The sequence below is a fragment of the Bradyrhizobium sp. URHA0013 genome (genome assembly GCF_000518345.1).
In the GTDB taxonomy this organism is placed as follows: domain Bacteria; phylum Pseudomonadota; class Alphaproteobacteria; order Rhizobiales; family Xanthobacteraceae; genus Bradyrhizobium.
Genome location: NZ_KI912427.1, coordinates 872,505 through 889,458 on the forward strand (window position 1 = coordinate 872,505; position 16,954 = coordinate 889,458).

The following is a 16,954-nucleotide window of genomic DNA, read 5'->3' on the forward strand; positions in this document are numbered from 1 at the left end:
TACGGCGGAAATCATTGATGTTTCCTTTTGACTTCGGGAAAAGCAAAATATCATTTGCTCCGTCGGGCAAAACAGGGGCAGAATGGCATGATGGCGGGTGAGCGTCTTGTCGCGCCAGACTCCGCCGTCATGCCCCGTCTCGACCGGGGCACCCAGGACGCCGCGGCGTCTCGGTTCACCATCGCTCTCTCTGGAATACTGGATCGCCCGGTTAAACCGGGCGATGACAGTTGAACGCGTTGCTAAAGACCGCGACTCACGCCCAGCCCATCATGTTGCCGCCCCGATCCATCGGATACATTCGCGGCGTCTGATTCGTTTTCCTCCTTGAAGAATAGCCCCCCGGAGACCCCCATGAAGTTCGCATCAACCTTCCGCGCCGCACTGCTCGGCGTCGCCGCGCTGGCCGGCCTCTCGACCTCGGCGCTGGCCGACGGCGGCACCGTGGTGCTGACGATCTACAAGGCGGGCTGGATCATCGGCGGCTCCGGCGGCTCGGGCGTGATGAACTTCCGCGGCCGCGCCTATTCGCTCTCGACCGGCGGTCTCGACTACGGCCTCGTGTTCGGCGGCTCCAAGACGGTGCTGCGCGGCCGCGTGTCCAACATCAACCGGCCCTCCGACATCGCCGGCGTCTACGGCGCCGCCGGTGCCGGCATCGCAGTGGGCAGCGGCGCCCGCGCCATCGTGCTGACCAACCAGAAGGGCGCCGTGCTCGAGCTGTCCGGCACGCAGGTCGGCCTGATGGCGAATGCGGATCTGAGCGGGCTCGCGATCACGATGCGGTAGCACGGCGATCACCGCAATTCGTAACCCGCATGAGCGACAGCGACATGCGGGTCAACCCTGAGCCCCGGATGTCGCTGTCGCTCATCCGGGCTAAGTTCCCGTCACCGCTGCATGAATCCGCTCGCAATGCGCGACGAGATTCGCGTGCGCATCGACGAAGGCCTTCAGCGGCGTCGGGATCGGAAAGTAATAGATGTTGGCGATAAAGCCGTAGAGGCCGGCATCGATGCTGGCAGGCGCCGCGCCGTGCACGAAGCCGGCCGCCGGCACGATCTCCGCCAGCACTTGCAGATCGGCGAGCCCCCGCGCGTAAGCCTGCTCGGGCGTGTAGCGGCCGATGCCCTGGTAGTGATAGCGCTGCGCGTTGTAGGCCTTGGCCTTCTCGAACCCTGCCGCGTCGATCTGCGGATGTTGCGCGATGAAGGCGTCGCGGAACGCGGGATAGAAGCGCTCGTCCTTCCAGCGCGAATACGACATCACCCAGTAGAGATCGTCGAGCATGCGCGTGACGAAATGATTGGTGCGGCGCTGCTCCGATGAAAGCCCCGCATCGATGGTGAGGCGGTATCTCGCCGTCGCGTGCGCGATGATGGTCTCGCTGTCGCCGATGGTCTCGCCGTCATCCACGATATAGGGCAGCTGCCCGCGCGGCGCGGCGGAGGCATCGAACACATGCTCGTGCACGAACGGTACGCAAGCGAGCTTCAGGAAGGCATAGACCTTGAGGCCGTAGCCGTTGTTGTCGGCGACGCCGAACAGCTCTGGATAGGAATAGAGGGTCAGCATGGGACGCGCTCCTCAAGCTGAAGTCGTATCGCCGCAGTGACGCCCTTGCAACAGTCTCGCGCTTTGTGCGCCGCCTCGCTCGGCGGACGATCGGCATCGTCGCGGGTTTGCCCCGACAACGCCACCCGGGATTGTTATACTCCGCATCCCCCTGACATCAGCGATGGTGACCCTATGGCGAGAGACTTGGAAGGCAAGGTTGCAGCCGTGACCGGGGCTGCGTCGGGCATCGGATTGGCCAGCACCGAGGCGATGCTGGCCGCGGGCGCGCGCGTGGTGATGGTCGACCGCGACGAGGCCGCGCTGAAGGCGCTCTGCGACAAGCACGGCGATGCCGTGATCCCGCTGCTCGTCGACCTGCTGGACCCAAGAGACTGCGCAAGGCTGCTGCCGCGCGTTCTGGAGCAGGCCGGCCAGCTCGACATCCTGCATGCGAATGCCGGCACGTATGTCGGTGGCGATCTGGTCGATGCCGACACCATGGCGATCGACCGGATGCTGAACCTGAATGTCAACGTCGTGATGAAAAACGTGCACGACGTGCTGCCGCATATGATCGCGCGCGGGACTGGCGACATCATCGTCACGAGCTCGCTGGCGGCGCATTTTCCGACGCCGTGGGAGCCGGTCTATGCGTCGTCGAAATGGGCGATCAACTGCTTCGTCCAGACGGTGCGGCGCCAGGTCTTCAAGCACGGCATCCGCGTCGGCTCGATTTCGCCCGGCCCCGTCGTCAGCGCCCTGCTGGCGGACTGGCCGCCGGAGAAGCTGAAGGAAGCCAGGGACTCCGGAAGCCTGCTGGAGGCCAGCGACGTGGCCGAGGTCGTGATGTTCATGTTGACGCGGCCGCGCGGCATGACAATTCGTGACGTGGTGATGCTGCCGACCAATTTCGATCTTTAGAGCGCTGCGGGTTACGCTTCGCTAACTGCCCTGCGAACCCTTCGATGCGGCGGTGAAAACCGCCAATTGCGCGTCGAACGCGCGCCTGAAAGCGGGCCGTGCTTCGCCGCGGGCGACATAGGCGGCGATATCTGGATGTTCGTTCAGCAGGCCTGACGCGTTCAACCTGCGCAGCACCGTCACCATCATGAGATCGCCGGCGCTGAACGCTCCGTCGAGCCAGTCGGCATCGCCGAGGCGACGGGACAATTCGCCGAGCCTGACACGGACGCGATCCTGCAGCATGGGCAGCCGCTCCGCGTACCAGCTCTTGTCGCGCTCGAACAGCATGGCCATCCCGAGCTCGACGATCGGCGGCTCCAGCGTGCTCAGCGCGGCAAACATCCACGCGATCGCGCGTGCGCGGGCGTTCGGCTCGGTCGGCAGCAGCCCGGCATGACGCTCGGCGATACGGAGCACGATGGCGCCGGACTCGAACAAGGCGAGATCGCCGTCCTCATAGGTCGGAATCTGCCCGAACGGATGCAGGGAGAGATGCGCGGGCGCCTTCATGTCCTCGAACGAAACCAGACGCACGTCGTAAGGCTGGCCGACCTCCTCGAGCGCCCAGCGCACCCGCATGTCGCGGGCCTGTCCGCGGCCGCGGTCGGGCGAGTTGGCGAAGCCGGTGATGGTGGGGGGCATGGGAGGTCTCCATTCGTCGTCATTGCGAGCGCAGCGAAGCAATCCAGACTACAACCGAGGAGACAGTCTGGATTGCTCGTCGCAAGGGCTCCTCGCAATGACGAGGTTTGTGGCAGCGCGCCCCTCACAGATCACGATGCCAGCGAGGTGTTCGGTTCAGCGCTTTGCGTCCAGAGGACGAACGACCGGCGCGGATTCCGACAGATTATCTCGTTTTTTGCTCGCGCACTGTCGGGGTTGAAAAATTCCACGTCTCATGTCGGAACGTCCCGCGCAGCCTCGTCCTTGGAACATCGGCGCGCCGCCGCGCGCCCGCCCGAGGCAAAAGGATATCCGTTCATGACCTCCATCACGCCGTTTCTCTGGTTCGACAACAATGTGCCGGAGGCCGTCGCCTTCTACAAATCGGTGTTCCCCAACGCCAAGGTTGAGACCGTCAGCGACTTCATGGCGGTGTTCGAGCTCGAAGGCCAGCGCTTCAACGCGCTCAATGGCGGGCCGCAATACAAGTTCAACGAAGCGGTGTCGTTCTTCGTCAGCGTGGAGACGCAGGCGGAAGTCGACTATTTCTGGGACAGGCTCACCGCCGACGGCGGCGAGGAATCCCGCTGCGGCTGGCTCAAGGACAAGTTCGGGCTGTCCTGGCAGGTGATCCCATCAGCGCTCGGCCGCTACCTCGGCGACCCCGACCGCAGCAAGGCGAACCGCGTCATGCAGGCGATGATGCAGATGAGGAAGATCGTGATTACGGATCTGGATCGGGCGTATGCGGGGTGATCCGCCTGCCAAATCCACGGTGTCGTCCCGGCGAAGGCCGGGACCATACCGCGTGATCTATCAGTTGCGAGTGGTCGCAGTACCGAACGACGAGCCTTCGCCAAACTCCGCCATGGGAGTATGGGTCCCGGCCTTCGCCGGGACGACGGCTGAGTGTGATGCGCTATCGCTAATTGACCCTACGAAGCGATCCACGCCGCAAGCTCGCGCCACGGCTCCAGCGTCCAATGCCCGGACGCCGCGCCGGACGGCGAGGGCAGCACGAATACCTCCGGCAAACTCTCATCCCGCTGCTGCCGCCCCAGCGCAATCCCACTCGATGGCCTGCCATAAAACAAGCTCGCCGCCTTCTTGCTCGTGAACGCAATCGTGCGCGGCCGATACGTCTCCATCTTGGCCCTGAATCCCGGCACGTCGATCGTCTCCGCCGCGATCTGGTGATCCATCCCCGCGCCCGACTTGGAGAGATCGGTGAAGCCGATCCCGAGCTCAAGCAAGCTTCCGAACTCCCTCGGCTGATACCGCCGCGGCGTGATCCCGGCCTCATGGATCGCGCGCCAGAAGCGGTTGCCGGGATGGGCGTAGTAGTGCCCAAGCTCGGCCGAGCGCGTGCTGGCCGCGGTGCCGACGAAGACGAGGCGGAGGTTGGGAAGGAGTTGGTCGGGAAGGCGATGGAGGGTGGCGTTCGACACGTCAAACATCCGGCGGCTGTAGCCTGCATGAGCGGAGCGATATGCGGGACGACAAAGACTTCGTATGTCGCTACTCTTGTCGTGCGCTTGCTCGCGGTAAGTCGGGAAGAAATTGAGATGGCGATTGGTTTTACCCAACGCTTTGATTTTGGCCCCATCATGGGATGGGAGCTCTATCAAGTGACGATCGACAAATATCACATAATGTTTTGGTTTGAGAACGAGCATGCCTTGCTCAATGTAGCGGATCGTTTTTCATTCAGGTCTTCCGATGGCGCGGTCAATTTCTTTTATGAAATCTATGGCAGCCATAAATCGCTGAATGTCGATCGCATTCTACGCACCAAAATCGCCGAGGCGAGGATTGTCAGTAAGGACAAGCTCGATCTGGTGTTCGAAAACGGAGATATCCTGTCGATCTACGATAATCCGGAATTCAGATCCTGGTGGTTCCTCGGCGGGCGCCAAAATGACCCGATTGGACAGAGGACGAATTGGTCATTTCAAATCGGGGACCTAGAGTTGGAGGATCTGACGGAACAAGAGTACCAAGATCGACGCACCTGACGAGTCCGAAGCCGACGCTAATCACCGGACCCTTCGCCCTTTAGCACCCGTCGGATGGATTCTCTGCCAAGCGAAGAGAGGCCAGGCTTTCGCCCGGCCTCTACACGTCCTCTGATGCCCAGATTAGAAGCCCCGGTGTTGCCCCTCACAACACCCGATTGCTCTCCTTCACCTTCTCCGCATCCAGATACAAGTTCTCGCCCATCTCCTTGAACTTCGCGCTCATCTGCTTCATGCCGTCCTCGGCGGTGCCGCTCATCGACATCCCCACGCCGTTCGGGTCGTTCAGCGTCGCTGCATAATCCCGCACGTCCTGGGTGATCTTCATCGAGCAGAATTTCGGGCCGCACATCGAGCAGAAATGGGCGACCTTGTGGGCTTCCTTCGGCAGGGTCTCGTCGTGGAAGTTCTTTGCGGTCTCGGGGTCGAGGCCGAGGTTGAACTGGTCGCTCCAGCGGAAGTCAAAACGGGCGCGGGAGAGGGCGTCGTCGCGGAGCTGCGCGGCCGGGTGACCCTTGGCGAGATCGGACGCGTGCGCGGCGATCTTGTAGGTGATGACGCCGACCTTGACGTCGTTGCGGTCGGGCAGGCCGAGATGCTCCTTCGGCGTGACGTAGCAGAGCATGGCGCAGCCGAACCAGCCGATCATGGCCGCACCGATGCCCGAGGTGATGTGGTCGTAGCCCGGCGCGATGTCGGTGGTCAGGGGCCCGAGGGTGTAGAACGGGGCTTCGCCGCACTCCTTGAGCTGCTTGTCCATGTTGATCTTGATCTTGTGCATCGGCACGTGGCCGGGGCCTTCGATCATGACCTGGCAGCCCTTGTCCCACGCGATCTTCGTGAGTTCTCCGAGCGTCTCCAACTCGGCGAACTGCGCGCGGTCGTTGGCGTCGGCGATCGAGCCCGGACGCAGGCCGTCGCCGAGCGAGAACGAGACGTCATACTTGCGCATGAGGTCGCAGATCTCGTCGAAATGGGTGTAGAGGAAGCTTTCCTTGTGATGCGCCAGGCACCACTTCGCCATAATGGAACCACCACGAGAAACAATGCCGGTGACGCGGTTGGCGGTGAGGTGGATATATTGCAGGCGCACGCCGGCGTGGATGGTGAAATAGTCGACGCCCTGCTCGCACTGCTCGATCAGCGTGTCCTTGTAGAGCTCCCAGGTCAGCTTGACCGGATCGCCGTCGCACTTCTCCAGCGCTTGATAGATCGGAACGGTGCCGATCGGCACCGGCGCGTTGCGCAAAATCCATTCGCGGGTGGTGTGGATGTTGCGGCCCGTGGAGAGGTCCATCACGGTGTCGGCGCCCCAGCGGATCGCCCACACCATCTTCTCGACCTCTTCCTCGACGGACGAGGTCACCGCTGAGTTGCCGATGTTGGCGTTGATCTTGGTCAGGAAGTTGCGGCCGATGATCATCGGCTCGAGTTCGCTGTGATTGATGTTGCAGGGGATGATGGCGCGGCCGCGCGCGATCTCGGAGCGGACGAACTCCGGGGTGATGAAGGCGGGGACTTCCGCGCCAAAGCTTTCGCCGTCGGCAAGGGCTGCTTCCGCACGCTCGAGCTGCTCCTTGCGGCCGAGGTTTTCGCGCGCGGCGACGTAGATCATCTCCTTGGTGATGATGCCGGCGCGGGCGAATTCGAGCTGCGTGATCTTGTGGCCGTCGAGGCCGCGCAGCGGCTGGTGATAGGCCGAGAAGGCGCGCGCGGCCTTGTCGGTGGAGACGCTGCCATTGTCCTCCGGCTTGATCTGCCGGCCCTGATATTCCTCGACGCCGCCGCGCTCCAGCACCCAGGCCTTGCGGCCGCGCGCGAGACCGGCGTTGACGTCGATGGTCACGCTCGGGTCGGTGTAGGGGCCGGAGGTGTCGTACACCGGCAGGTTCGGTTCGCCGGCGCCCTCAGAGAGGATGATCTCGCGCAAGGGCACGCGGATATCAGGCGCGGCGTCGGGCGAGGCGAAGATTTTTCGCGACGAGGGCAGCGGGCCGGTGGTGACGGCGGGGACGGTCTTGTCGGGATTGGAGCGGATGTTCATGGGATCCTCCTTGAGTTCGTTGATGTCGTTGCGCGTGCGTCAATTGCGACTGTCATCCCCGCGAACGCGGGGATCCAGTACTCCGAGACGGTGCGGCTCAAGCCGAGAAGCCGCGGCGTACTGGATCGCCCGGTCAAGCCGGGCGATGACGGCGGAGTGTGTGGAAGGCTTTGGAGATGACGCATCACGCCGCCTCCGCGGAGAGGCCGAGCCATTGCCGGACCCGCGCATCCGGGTCGGCATTTTGCGTGACGTCGGAAACGACGGCGATGGAATCGGCGCCCGCGGCAAAGATCTCCGCGGCGTGCTCGAACTTGATGCCGCCGATCGCGACCAGCGGAATAGGACCGATGCGCTTCTTCCATTCCGTGATCTTTGGAATGCCCTGCGGTTCAAAGCGCATCGACTTCAAGGTGGTGAAGAAGATCGGGCCAAGCGCGACATAATCGGGCTCGGCGGCGAGCGCCGTTTCAAGCTCGTCCTCGTCATGGGTGGAGATTCCGAGCGACAGGCCGGCCTCGCGGATGGAGTTGAGGTCCGCGTCGGCAAGGTCCTCCTGGCCGAGATGCAGGTACTTTGCACCCGCGACAATCGCCGCGCGCCAATAGTCGTTGACGACCAGCCTGGCCTGCGTGCCCTCGGTGATCGCCAGCGCATCAGTGACCATCTGCAGCGACTGCGAATCGTCGAGATCCTTTGCGCGCAGCTGGATGGTGCCGACGCCGAGCTTGGTCAGGCGCTCGACCCAGGCGAGGCTGTCGACGACGGGATAAAAGCGATCAGGATACGGCATGCCAGAACGGTGTCCCAACGACAGGGGTGGAGGGGGAGGCGAAATCGCGGGCGTTCATCAGCCCGGCTTCGTAAGCGGTGCGGCCGGCCTCGATACCGAGGCGGAAGGCGTTGGCCATGGCGACGGGATCGGCGGCTTTGGCGATGGCGGTGTTGAGCAGCACGGCGTCGTAGCCGAGCTCGAGCGCTTCGGCCGCATGCGACGGCGCGCCGATGCCGGCGTCGACCACCAGCGTGATATCGGGCAGCCGCTCGCGCATCAGCTTGAGCGCGTCACGGTTGGTGATGCCTTTTGCGCTGCCGATCGGCGCCGCCCACGGCATCACCACCTTGCAGCCGGCATCGACCAGGCGGTTCGCAACCGAGAGATCCTCGGTGCAATAGGGGAACACCTCAAAGCCGTCCTTGATCAGGATGGTGGCGGCTTCGACCAAGCCGACAACGTCGGGCTGCAGCGTGTCGTTGTCGGCGATGACTTCGAGCTTGATCCAGCTCGTGCCAAACAATTCGCGTGCGAGCTTGGCGGTGGTCACCGCCTCGCGCACGCTGCGGCAGCCGGCGGTGTTCGGCAGCACGGTGACGTCGAGCTCGCGGATCAGATTCCAGAACGCGTCCCCAGTCTTGCCGCCGGCGGATTCGCGCCGCAGCGACACCGTGACGATGTTCGAACCCGAGGCGCGGATCGCCGCCTGCATGATCGCAGGCGAGGGATAGAGCGCGCTGCCGATGAGGAGGCGGGAGGGGAAGGTCTTGCCGTAGAAGGTCACCATGGGCTCGGTGTCTCCTCGATTGACGCAGTCATCCCCGCGAAGGCGGGGATCCAGTACGCCGCGGCCGTGCGGCTGGAGCCGAGACGCCGCGGCGTACTGGATCGCCCGGTCAAGCCGGGCGATGACGGCGGAGTGTTTGGCGAGCGCACCATCTTCACCCTCCCTGCCGCGGCGTGATGATCTCGATCTCGTCGCCGGGCTTGAGATGGGTCTCGGCCCAGCGGCTCTTCGGCACGACGTCGTAGTTGAGAGCGATCGCGAAATGGGTGCCTTCGTAGTCGAGCTCGCTGAGCAGCGCGTCGACGCTGGCCGAATTGATCTCGCGCTGCTCGCCGTTAACGATCACGCGCATTGCATCACCTCATTGTCGATCTGGCCGCGCTCGACAAAGCTCAGCGTCAGCTCGGCCAGAACAGGCGCGATCAGGAAGCCGTGGCGGTAGAGGCCGTTCACGCTGATCGTGCCGTCACGGATGCCGATGCGCGGCAGATTGTCGGGAAAAGCGGGGCGCAGGCCGGAGCCGAATTCGACGATGCGGGCCTCGCCGAAGGCGGGATGCACGGCATAGGCCGCGCCCAACAGCTCCAGCGCCGAGCGCACGCTGACGCCGGTGTCCTCGGCCTCGATCGAGGTCGCGCCCAGCATGAACAGATTGTCCTCGCGCGGGATCACATAGAGCGGCCAGCGCGGATGGATCAGCCGCACCGGGCGCGCGAGCTGCACCTCGGCGGTCTCGATCAGGATCATCTCGCCCTTTACGCCGCGAAGCTCCGGCTGCTCGTCGCGCGCAGAAAGGCCGCGGCAGTCGATCACGATGCCGTCAGGATCAAGTTTTGCGAGTTCGGCCGCGGCGACATCACTTTCGAATTTGATGGTGCCGCCGGCGGCGCGGATGCGCTCGTGCAGTTTCGGCAGCACGCGGCGCGGCTCGACATGACCCTCGGTCGGGAAGAACAGCGCGTCGCGGAAGCGGCCTTCGAGCGACGGCTCGAGCTCGGCAAGGCCGGCGGCATCGAGCCGGCGATGGCCTTCGGTCATCCGGGCGAAACGCTCGAAATCGCTGCGCTCGCGCGGGTGGGCGACGACCAGCGAGCCGTTGAAAGGCGTGTCGGGCAGCTCGCGCCGCCAGATGTCGAGCGAGCGCAGGCCGAGGCGGCTGATGATGGGTTCGGAGACTTCCGCCTCGCAATAGGGCGCGAGCATGCCGCCAGCCCAATGGCTGGTGGCATCGGTCATGTCGGCGTCACCGCGCTCGTGCAGGGTGACGGCGTGGCCGGCCTGCGCGAACAGCAAGGCCTGCCAGGCGCCCGCAATGCCTGCGCCGATGATGGATACCGGGGAATCCGGTCGCTTGGTCGTCTGCAACATCCCTGTCCCTTCGCCGGCATGACCCGGATCAGGTTCAAAGGGTCACCGCGGTCCTGGGCGGATTTGCCCATTTAGCGGTATCTCAGCTCCTCCTCGGAGCACCCCTCGGAACGGCTCTAATGTATGCCAGCAGGGCTGGGTGGTCAACGCGCTTGGTGCGAACCGCGCTTACCTGGGCGCCTGCGCCCGGGCGTTGCGGACGCGCTGGGCGAGCTTCCGGTGCGGGACGCTGCCGAACATCGGCTGCGGATTGCCGTTTGGCTCGAGCCAAGGGGCGCCCATATTGGCCTCGCCCATATTGGCGACCTGCACGGCCTCCTGCCGCTGGCGCTTTGCGGCGTAGTAATAGCCGCCGGCGAAATAACGAACGGCCCGGGCGTGATCGCCACTGGCGGCGTGATAGGCGCCGGCGAGATATTTCACGGCATAGGTGAGGTTGGTATTGGGATCGCGCAGGCCGGCGGCGTCGCCGGTGTAGCCGACCCCGCGGGCGGTCGCGAGCTTGATCTGCATCAGCCCGATGGTGCCGCCATGGCCGACCAGGCCGGGCTGGTAGCGGCTTTCGCGCATGATGACGCGATGCACCAGCGCCTCCGGCACACCGTTGGCGCGCGCATGGGCCGCGACCATCTCGGCGTACTCCGCCTGGCCCGCGAATGCGGCCTGCGGCAACGTCAGTCCGGCCGCGAGCAGCGCGGCGACATGTAAAATTTTCATCAGATTTCCCGGAGGTCCCTGAGACTGATTGAAGGCCTGCGCCCGGCTGCCGTTTAGGCCTCCCGAACGCGGCGATGATGTGACCAAACGCCGCCGCCAATTTTTTCGCGGCGTCGAGCCGCAGTGACGACTCACTGCTGGCGCCAGAGTTCCCTCAGGCGGACAAACTCGCGACAGCAGGCCTGTCTATTCGCATGGGCGGACGAAAGCGAGTATGTCACGGCCAGCGAATCGGGAGAGGTGCCATGACAAAATCAACCATGGTCAAAGCCCACAGTGGCGACATGTCAGAACACGATTTGCCCAGAAACAACCCCTGTGCCCAATGCGGCACGCCAATCCCGAGGCCCGACTGGATCGAGCCGAGCGAAGGGCGTGTCTCCTATCTCTGGACGTGCCACGCCTGCAATTATCGCTTCGAGGCGATTGCGATCTTCGACGAGGCCGCCCTCGAGCACCCGCCGCTCGCTGCCTGAGTTTTGTTCTTCGGGCATGATCTTTGGGGCATGATCTCCGCGCAAACGCGTTCCGCGTTTGTCGCGAGGGAAAACCGCTGCACAGTTTTCCGGATCTCGCCCCATGGGCGATCGCGCGCGCCGCGTGATCGTCGAGGGGAATCGTGCGCTGCAAAATGTTCCTGAGTGACTTAGGAACAATCGCACGCGGCTTTGATACTCGCGCAGCACGCGACGAAATTGCAGCACGCGCGGAACTGGGACTGATCCGAGCTGTTTTCTCCGCACGAGTTTTCTGCTGAAGGAGAGGACAATATGTTGATGAAATCGATCGCGGCCGGTCTCGCCGGTACCGCACTGCTCGCAACTGTTGCGTTCGCGCAAAATCCGACCGCCACCACCGACAAGGCGCCGGCTGCCGCCGCCTCGACGACCACCACGACCGCGTCGGGACAGTGGCGTACGTCCAAGATGGACGGCATCAAGGTCTATAACGACGCCAACGAGAACATCGGCTCGATCAACGATCTGCTGATGGACAAGAGCGGCAACATCAAGATCGCCGTGATCGGCGTCGGCGGCTTCCTCGGCCTGGGCGAGCATCTGGTTGCCGTGCCCTATGAGAAGCTGAAGTTCGTCAACGAGGCCGTCGCCTACACCGGCGCTGCGGGGAACAACCCGAACAGCGCAGCCAACCGGCCCGCGGCGACCACCACGACGGGTGCCGCGACCGGCACCGACAACAAGCCCGCGACGACAACGACCGCCACGTCCTCGTCGAAATGGTATCCGGACCACGCCGTGTTCAATGCGAGCAAGGATGAGCTGAAGAACATGCCCGAGTTCAAGTACTCGGAGTAACGCGGCTCTGAACGGCTAAACGAAGCGCGCCCGGTTTTTGCCGGGCGCGCTGTCGTGTGTTTTTTCGCCTCCGGTCATTGCGAGGAGCTGTCGTTGCGAGGAGCTCTTGCGACGAAGCAATCCAGGCTGCCACCGCGGAAGCATTTCTGGATTGCTTCGCTTCGCTCGCAATGACGGAGAATGCCCTAGTTTCCCTTCACCAGCGGGCAGCCGCCCTTGTCCAGCGGACGGAAGGCTTCGTCGCCGGGCACGGTGGCGATCAGCTTGTAGAGGTCCCACTCGCCCTTGGAGTCCTCGGGCTTCTTGACCTCGAACAGATACATGTCGTGGACCATGCGGCCGTCGATGCGGATCTTGCCGTTCTTGGCGAAGAAGTCGTTGACCGGCGTTTTGCGCATCTGCTCCATCACCTTCGGTGCCTCGTCGGTCTTGATGGCGTCGATCGCCTTCAAATAATGCATGGTCGCCGAATAGAGCCCCGCCTGGATCATGGTCGGCATGTGGCCGACCTTCTCGTTGAAGCGCTTGGAGAACGCGCGCGTCTCCTCGTTGGTGTCCCAGTAGAACGCGTCGGTGATGATCAGGCCTTGCGTCGACTTGATGCCGAGCGAATGAACGTCGGTGATCTCCATAAGCAAGGCGATCATCTTCTGGCCGCCCTGTACCAGGCCGAACTCGGCCGCCTGTTTCAGCGCATTGGTGGTGTCGCCGCCGGCATTGGCCAGCGCGACCACCTTGGCCTTGGAGGCCTGGGCCTGGAGCAGGAACGAGGAGAAGTCCGACGAGTTGAGCGGATGGCGGACCTCGCCGAGCACCTTGCCGCCGCTCTCCTTGACGACGTTGGCGGCGTCGCGCTGCAGCGCCATGCCGAAGGCGTAGTCGGCGGTGACGAAGAACCAGGTGTCCTCGCCGCGCTTGACCATGGCCTTGCCGGCGACGTTCGACAGCGCATAGGTGTCGTAGGTCCAGTGCACCGTGTTGGGCGAGCAGGCGACGCCCGTGATATCGGATGAGCCGCCGCCGGAATTGATGTGGATCTTGTTCTTCTCGCGCGTCAGCGCCGAGATCGGCAGCGCCACCGACGAGGTCGGCACGTCGAAGATCGCGTCGACCTTGTCGTTGTCGTACCAGTTGCGGGCGATGTTGACGCCGACGTCGGGCTTGTTCTGGTGATCGGCGGAGACCACTGCGACAGGCTTGCCCGCGACCTTGGCGCCGTAATCGGCGACCGCCATCTCGACGGCAGCGAGCGAGCCTTTGCCGGTCGCGTCCGCATAGAGGCTCGACATGTCCGTGAGCACGCCGATCTTGACGACGTCGTCGGAAATCTGCGCCTGGGCCGTGCCTGACGTGGCGGCGAGAGCGAGACCGGCCGCGATCGCGGCGATGAGTTTTTGCATTTTGTTTTTCTCCCTCAGCGTTGTTGTTTGGGCTTTGTTGCGGGAGCCGTTCTAACGACAATCGGTCGCGGGAGCAAAGCCCGGAATGCGCGAGGAGGGTTGAGAAATAAGCAGGGCGCTGCGGTGTTTTTGCCCTCTCCCCGCAAGCAGGGAGGGGGAGAAGTCTCACGCGCCGCTGCCCTTGAGCCGCTCGTTGCGTCGGCGCAAGCCTTCCAGGGTGGCGAGCAGGATGACCGAGACCGTCGTCAGGATCACCGCCGCTGCCGTGATGGTCGGGCTGATGTTCTCGCGGATGCCGCTGAACATCTCGCGCGGCAGGGTGCGCTGCTCCGGACCTGCCATGAACAGCACGATCACCACCTCATCGAAGCTGGTCGCGAAGGCGAACAGCGCCCCCGATGCCACGCCGGGCAGGATCAGCGGCAGGATCACGCGGCGGAACGCGTCGAGCGGCGAGGCACCGAGCGAGGCGGCGGCGCGCGCCAGATTGGTGTCGAAGCTCTGCAGCGTCGCGCCGACCGTGATCACGACGAAGGGCGTCGCCAGCGCGGTGTGGGCCAGGATCAAGCCGAGATAGCTGCCGGTCAGTCCGATCGGCGCGAAGAAGAAATACAGGCCGACCGCGGTGATGACCCCGGGCACGACGACCGGCGACAGCACGAAGGCCAGCACGAGCGGCTTGAACCGGCTCTTCCACTGCGCCAGCCCCAGCGCCGCCAGCGTGCCAAGCACCATCGACAGCAGGGTCGAGGCCACACCAATGATCATGCTGTTCTTCAGCGAATTCATCCAGCGCGGCGAATTGATGAAGTCGTCATACCAGCGCAGGGAGAGGCCCGGCAGCGGATAGGTGAGGTACGAGCCCGAGCTGAAGGACAGCGGCATGATCGCAAGGATCGGCGCGATCAGGAAGATGAACACCAGCGTGGAGATCACGATGGTCGCGGTCCACGCGATACGCTGGCTCGGCGTGCGGATTGAGGAATTGTCGCTCAATTCTTCATCCCTCCCGTGACCTGCTGTCCCTGCACCAGCTTTCCATAGGCGAGCGCGAGCAGAATAGTGGCGAGCAGCAGCACCGCACCTAGTGCCGAAGCAAGTCCCCAATTGGCCGTCTCGGTGGTGTACAGCGCGATGAAGTAGCTGATCATCTGGTCGGCGGCGCCCCCGACGAGTGCTGGCGTGATGTAATAGCCGAGCGCCAGGATGAAGACGAGCAGGCTTCCCGCGCCGATGCCGGGCAGCGTCTGAGGCAGGTAGATCCGCAGGAAGGCGGTGAGGGGTGGCGCACCGAGCGAGGCGGCGGCACGCATGTAAGCAGGCGAGATCGCCTTCATGCTGCTGTACAGCGGTAGGATCATGAACGGCAACAGGACGTGGGTCATGGCCACGCAGACACCGAAGCGGTTGTAGATCAGGCGCAACGGCGCATCGATGATGCCAAGCCAGAGCAGGCTGTCGTTCACGACGCCTTTGCCCTGCAGCAGAACGATCCAGGCGCAGGTGCGGACCAGCAGCGACGTCCAGAACGGCAGCAGGACGAAGATCATCAGCAGGTTCGACCGGCCGGGCGGCAGCGCCGCCAGCAGGTAGGCGACCGGGAAGCCGAGGATCAGGCAAAGTGCCGTGACACTGAGGCTGATGAGGAAGGTGCGGACGAAAACGTCGCGGTAGATGGCCTGATCCGGCGGTGCTGCGATAATCGCGCCGTCCGCGTTCCGCGTCAGATCGAGCGCCGACAAAAGGTAGAAGCCGGTCATGGGACCACTGGCGTCCTTGATCGTGGTCCAGGTGGCGCGTTCGCGCCAGGCCGGATTGATCTTGCCGAGCGTCTCCCTGGCCGTGCCGGGCTCGGGCGCAGTCTTCAGGTTGCGTGCGGTGGTGGTCAGGATGGTGCGGAAGCCGTTCAGTGCGTAATTGAGCCGCTTGGCCGCAATCGCAATGGTGCCGGAAGCGCGCGCCGCCATGATGTCGCCCGCCAGCGCCGCGTAGGCCTTTTCGTCCGGCAGATCCCTGCCGTCCCAACTGGCGAGAGCCGCGATGGTCTGAGGCAGAACCAGACGCACCTCCCGGTCATCGACGGCGCGCCACAGCATGCCGGCGATGGGCCCAGCGAAGGTGAAGAGCAGGAAGACGAGAAGCGGCAGCACCAGCGCCAATGCCTTGACCTGGCGTGCGCGCTCCGCCCGCCGCAATCGGCGCTTGAGCGGCACCTCGGTCGACGCATCGGCGCCGGTCAAGAGCGCATCCGTCATTCGTGTTACCTTCGGTCGACCCCTGCGGGCGCGCTATTTCGCGGCCCATTTGTTGAAGCGCTCGGTCAGGCGGTCGATGTTCTCGAGCCAGAAGGCAACGTTGATCTCGACCGCATTCTTGATGTTGTCAGGCGCTGTCGGCAGGTCCTTGAGAACGGCAGGCGCGAGCAGGGCGGCTGCGTCCTTGTTCGAGGTGCCATAGGCAATGTTCTCCGATAGTTTCGACTGGTTCTCCGCTTTGCCGACGAAGTCCAGGAACTTGTAGGCCGCGTCCTTGTTCGGGCTGCCTTTCAGGATCACCCAAGTGTCGATGGTGAAGAGGGCTCCGTCCCACACCATGCCGAAATTCTTCTTCTCGTTCTTGTTCGCGGTGTCGATGCGGCCATTGTAGACCGAGGTCATCGCCACCTCGCCGGAGGCGAGCAATTGCGGCGGCTGGGCGCCGGCCTTCCACCAGACGATGTCGCCCTTGATGGTGTCCAGCTTCTTGAACGCGCGCTCGATGCCCTCGTCGGTCGCCAGCACCTTGTAGACGTCCTTTGGCGCGACGCCGTCGGCCATGAGGGCGATCTCCAGCGTGGTCTTCGGGCCCTGACGCAAGGCGCGCTTGCCCGGGATCTTCTTGGTGTCGAAGAAGTCGGCCCAGCCCTTCGGGGCCTCCTTGAGCTTGTCCTTGTCGTAGCCGAGAACGAAATCGTAGAGGATGGCGCCGACGCCGCAAGCGTTGACCGACGGCGGGATATAGGCGGTCTCGCCGCCGATCTTCGAATAGTCGAGCTTTTCGAACAGGCCTTCCTCGCAGCCAACCGCCAGTTCGTCGCTCTCGACCTGGACGACGTCCCAGGTGGCGGCGCCACCCTGCACCTTGGCGCGCAACACGCCGACGCCGCCGTCCCAGGACTCGTCGTTCATGGGCACACCGGCCGCTTTCTTGAACGGCTCGAAATAGACCTTCTTCTGGGCATCCTGATACGCGCCGCCCCACGACACGACGGTGAGGTCACGCGCCTGCGCGACCGTGGCCAGCGCCGCGCTGGCGGTGAGTGCCGCGGCGAACCCCAGGACAATCTTGCGCTTCAGCATGGTCTTTGTTC

19 protein-coding genes and 1 riboswitch are annotated in these 16,954 nt (G+C 63.9%); of the genes, 6 read left to right on the forward strand and 13 right to left on the reverse strand.

Annotated features, from left to right (window positions below; all coding sequences use genetic code 11):
- Nucleotides 1-354 precede the first annotated feature (354 nt).
- Entirely contained in the window at nt 355-789 is a 435-nt protein-coding gene (locus tag N551_RS0133565) for a hypothetical protein (RefSeq protein WP_027570637.1), read from the forward strand.
- Nucleotides 790-879: 90 nt separating this feature from the next.
- Here the strand turns inward: N551_RS0133565 and N551_RS0133570 are convergent, their stop codons facing one another.
- Nucleotides 880-1,575 carry a glutathione S-transferase family protein gene (locus N551_RS0133570; RefSeq protein ID WP_027570638.1) on the reverse strand — a complete coding sequence of 232 codons (696 nt, stop codon included), beginning with the start codon at nt 1,573-1,575 and terminating at the stop codon, nt 880-882.
- A gap of 174 nt (nt 1,576-1,749) precedes the next feature.
- Between N551_RS0133570 and N551_RS0133575 the strand changes: the two genes are divergently transcribed.
- The gene (locus tag N551_RS0133575) at nt 1,750-2,478 is read left to right on the forward strand and encodes an SDR family oxidoreductase (RefSeq protein ID WP_027570639.1); all 729 of its coding nucleotides are present in this window, start codon (nt 1,750-1,752) and stop codon (nt 2,476-2,478) included.
- 21 nt (nt 2,479-2,499) lie between these two features.
- On the opposite strand, the gene N551_RS0133580 is transcribed toward N551_RS0133575, so the two are convergent.
- A complete protein-coding gene (locus tag N551_RS0133580; protein ID WP_027570640.1) occupies nt 2,500-3,162 on the reverse strand; it encodes a glutathione S-transferase family protein in 663 nt (220 codons plus the stop codon).
- 339 nt (nt 3,163-3,501) lie between these two features.
- Between N551_RS0133580 and N551_RS0133585 the strand changes: the two genes are divergently transcribed.
- Entirely contained in the window at nt 3,502-3,939 is a 438-nt protein-coding gene (locus tag N551_RS0133585; RefSeq protein WP_027570641.1) for a VOC family protein, read from the forward strand.
- A gap of 179 nt (nt 3,940-4,118) precedes the next feature.
- Here the strand turns inward: N551_RS0133585 and N551_RS0133590 are convergent, their stop codons facing one another.
- Nucleotides 4,119-4,631: a uracil-DNA glycosylase family protein gene (locus N551_RS0133590; protein WP_027570642.1), complete on the reverse strand. Its 513-nt coding sequence runs from the start codon at nt 4,629-4,631 to the stop codon at nt 4,119-4,121.
- Between the two features lie 117 nt (nt 4,632-4,748).
- Here N551_RS0133590 and N551_RS0133595 point away from each other — a divergent pair, with 117 nt between their 5' ends.
- Entirely contained in the window at nt 4,749-5,198 is a 450-nt protein-coding gene (locus tag N551_RS0133595; RefSeq protein ID WP_155810113.1) for a hypothetical protein, read from the forward strand.
- A 145-nt stretch (nt 5,199-5,343) separates the two neighbouring features.
- Here the strand turns inward: N551_RS0133595 and thiC are convergent, their stop codons facing one another.
- The 6 genes from thiC to N551_RS0133625 all read right to left on the reverse strand — a co-directional run bounded on the left by thiC (nt 5,344) and on the right by N551_RS0133625 (nt 10,889).
- Nucleotides 5,344-7,242 (reverse strand): phosphomethylpyrimidine synthase ThiC, encoded by a 1,899-nt coding sequence (gene thiC, locus N551_RS0133600; protein WP_027570644.1) that lies wholly within the window; start codon nt 7,240-7,242, stop codon nt 5,344-5,346.
- Nucleotides 7,243-7,426: 184 nt separating this feature from the next.
- Nucleotides 7,427-8,035: a thiamine phosphate synthase gene (locus N551_RS0133605; RefSeq protein ID WP_027570645.1), complete on the reverse strand. Its 609-nt coding sequence runs from the start codon at nt 8,033-8,035 to the stop codon at nt 7,427-7,429.
- Nucleotides 8,022-8,804: a thiazole synthase gene (locus N551_RS0133610; RefSeq protein ID WP_027570646.1), complete on the reverse strand. Its 783-nt coding sequence runs from the start codon at nt 8,802-8,804 to the stop codon at nt 8,022-8,024. Before N551_RS0133610 ends, N551_RS0133605 begins: the two co-directional genes overlap by 14 nt.
- A gap of 154 nt (nt 8,805-8,958) precedes the next feature.
- Nucleotides 8,959-9,156, reverse strand: a complete 198-nt coding sequence (thiS, locus tag N551_RS0133615) for a sulfur carrier protein ThiS (protein ID WP_027570647.1) — start codon at nt 9,154-9,156, stop codon at nt 8,959-8,961.
- Nucleotides 9,147-10,172 (reverse strand): FAD-dependent oxidoreductase, encoded by a 1,026-nt coding sequence (locus N551_RS0133620; protein ID WP_027570648.1) that lies wholly within the window; start codon nt 10,170-10,172, stop codon nt 9,147-9,149. The genes thiS and N551_RS0133620 overlap by 10 nt, the downstream gene beginning before the upstream one ends.
- A riboswitch (TPP riboswitch) is annotated at nt 10,160-10,288 on the reverse strand. It overlaps the preceding gene by 13 nt.
- Before the next feature lie 52 nt (nt 10,289-10,340).
- Entirely contained in the window at nt 10,341-10,889 is a 549-nt protein-coding gene (locus tag N551_RS0133625; protein ID WP_027570649.1) for a transglycosylase SLT domain-containing protein, read from the reverse strand.
- 245 nt (nt 10,890-11,134) lie between these two features.
- Here N551_RS0133625 and N551_RS0133630 point away from each other — a divergent pair, with 245 nt between their 5' ends.
- Together N551_RS0133630 and N551_RS0133635 are read left to right on the forward strand one after the other, a co-directional pair.
- Nucleotides 11,135-11,365 carry a hypothetical protein gene (locus tag N551_RS0133630; RefSeq protein ID WP_027570650.1) on the forward strand — a complete coding sequence of 77 codons (231 nt, stop codon included), beginning with the start codon at nt 11,135-11,137 and terminating at the stop codon, nt 11,363-11,365.
- Nucleotides 11,366-11,659: 294 nt separating this feature from the next.
- Nucleotides 11,660-12,205: a PRC-barrel domain-containing protein gene (locus tag N551_RS0133635; RefSeq protein WP_027570651.1), complete on the forward strand. Its 546-nt coding sequence runs from the start codon at nt 11,660-11,662 to the stop codon at nt 12,203-12,205.
- Between the two features lie 185 nt (nt 12,206-12,390).
- Here the strand turns inward: N551_RS0133635 and N551_RS0133640 are convergent, their stop codons facing one another.
- The 4 genes from N551_RS0133640 to N551_RS0133655 form a co-directional block, all read right to left on the reverse strand.
- Entirely contained in the window at nt 12,391-13,605 is a 1,215-nt protein-coding gene (locus tag N551_RS0133640) for an ABC transporter substrate-binding protein (RefSeq protein WP_027570652.1), read from the reverse strand.
- Nucleotides 13,606-13,770: 165 nt separating this feature from the next.
- A complete protein-coding gene (locus N551_RS0133645; protein WP_027570653.1) occupies nt 13,771-14,601 on the reverse strand; it encodes an ABC transporter permease in 831 nt (276 codons plus the stop codon).
- Nucleotides 14,598-15,860: an ABC transporter permease gene (locus tag N551_RS0133650; RefSeq protein WP_027570654.1), complete on the reverse strand. Its 1,263-nt coding sequence runs from the start codon at nt 15,858-15,860 to the stop codon at nt 14,598-14,600. Before N551_RS0133650 ends, N551_RS0133645 begins: the two co-directional genes overlap by 4 nt.
- 33 nt (nt 15,861-15,893) lie before the next feature.
- Complete coding sequence (locus N551_RS0133655) at nt 15,894-16,943, reverse strand: ABC transporter substrate-binding protein (protein ID WP_027570655.1); 1,050 nt, start codon at nt 16,941-16,943, stop codon at nt 15,894-15,896.
- Between the last annotated feature and the right edge of the window lie 11 nt (nt 16,944-16,954).

Coding starts and splice junctions, on each gene's coding strand:
- N551_RS0133565 (WP_027570637.1), top strand. CDS start 355: ATGAAGTTCGCATCAACCTTCCGCGCCGCACTGCTCGGCGTCGCCGCG.
- N551_RS0133570 (WP_027570638.1), bottom strand. CDS start 1,575: ATGCTGACCCTCTATTCCTATCCAGAGCTGTTCGGCGTCGCCGACAAC.
- N551_RS0133575 (WP_027570639.1), top strand. CDS start 1,750: ATGGCGAGAGACTTGGAAGGCAAGGTTGCAGCCGTGACCGGGGCTGCG.
- N551_RS0133580 (WP_027570640.1), bottom strand. CDS start 3,162: ATGCCCCCCACCATCACCGGCTTCGCCAACTCGCCCGACCGCGGCCGC.
- N551_RS0133585 (WP_027570641.1), top strand. CDS start 3,502: ATGACCTCCATCACGCCGTTTCTCTGGTTCGACAACAATGTGCCGGAG.
- N551_RS0133595 (WP_155810113.1), top strand. CDS start 4,749: ATGGCGATTGGTTTTACCCAACGCTTTGATTTTGGCCCCATCATGGGA.
- thiC (WP_027570644.1), bottom strand. CDS start 7,242: ATGAACATCCGCTCCAATCCCGACAAGACCGTCCCCGCCGTCACCACC.
- N551_RS0133605 (WP_027570645.1), bottom strand. CDS start 8,035: ATGCCGTATCCTGATCGCTTTTATCCCGTCGTCGACAGCCTCGCCTGG.
- N551_RS0133610 (WP_027570646.1), bottom strand. CDS start 8,804: ATGGTGACCTTCTACGGCAAGACCTTCCCCTCCCGCCTCCTCATCGGC.
- thiS (WP_027570647.1), bottom strand. CDS start 9,156: ATGCGCGTGATCGTTAACGGCGAGCAGCGCGAGATCAATTCGGCCAGC.
- N551_RS0133620 (WP_027570648.1), bottom strand. CDS start 10,172: ATGTTGCAGACGACCAAGCGACCGGATTCCCCGGTATCCATCATCGGC.
- N551_RS0133625 (WP_027570649.1), bottom strand. CDS start 10,889: ATGAAAATTTTACATGTCGCCGCGCTGCTCGCGGCCGGACTGACGTTG.
- N551_RS0133630 (WP_027570650.1), top strand. CDS start 11,135: ATGACAAAATCAACCATGGTCAAAGCCCACAGTGGCGACATGTCAGAA.
- N551_RS0133635 (WP_027570651.1), top strand. CDS start 11,660: ATGTTGATGAAATCGATCGCGGCCGGTCTCGCCGGTACCGCACTGCTC.
- N551_RS0133640 (WP_027570652.1), bottom strand. CDS start 13,605: ATGCAAAAACTCATCGCCGCGATCGCGGCCGGTCTCGCTCTCGCCGCC.
- N551_RS0133650 (WP_027570654.1), bottom strand. CDS start 15,860: ATGACGGATGCGCTCTTGACCGGCGCCGATGCGTCGACCGAGGTGCCG.
- N551_RS0133655 (WP_027570655.1), bottom strand. CDS start 16,943: ATGCTGAAGCGCAAGATTGTCCTGGGGTTCGCCGCGGCACTCACCGCC.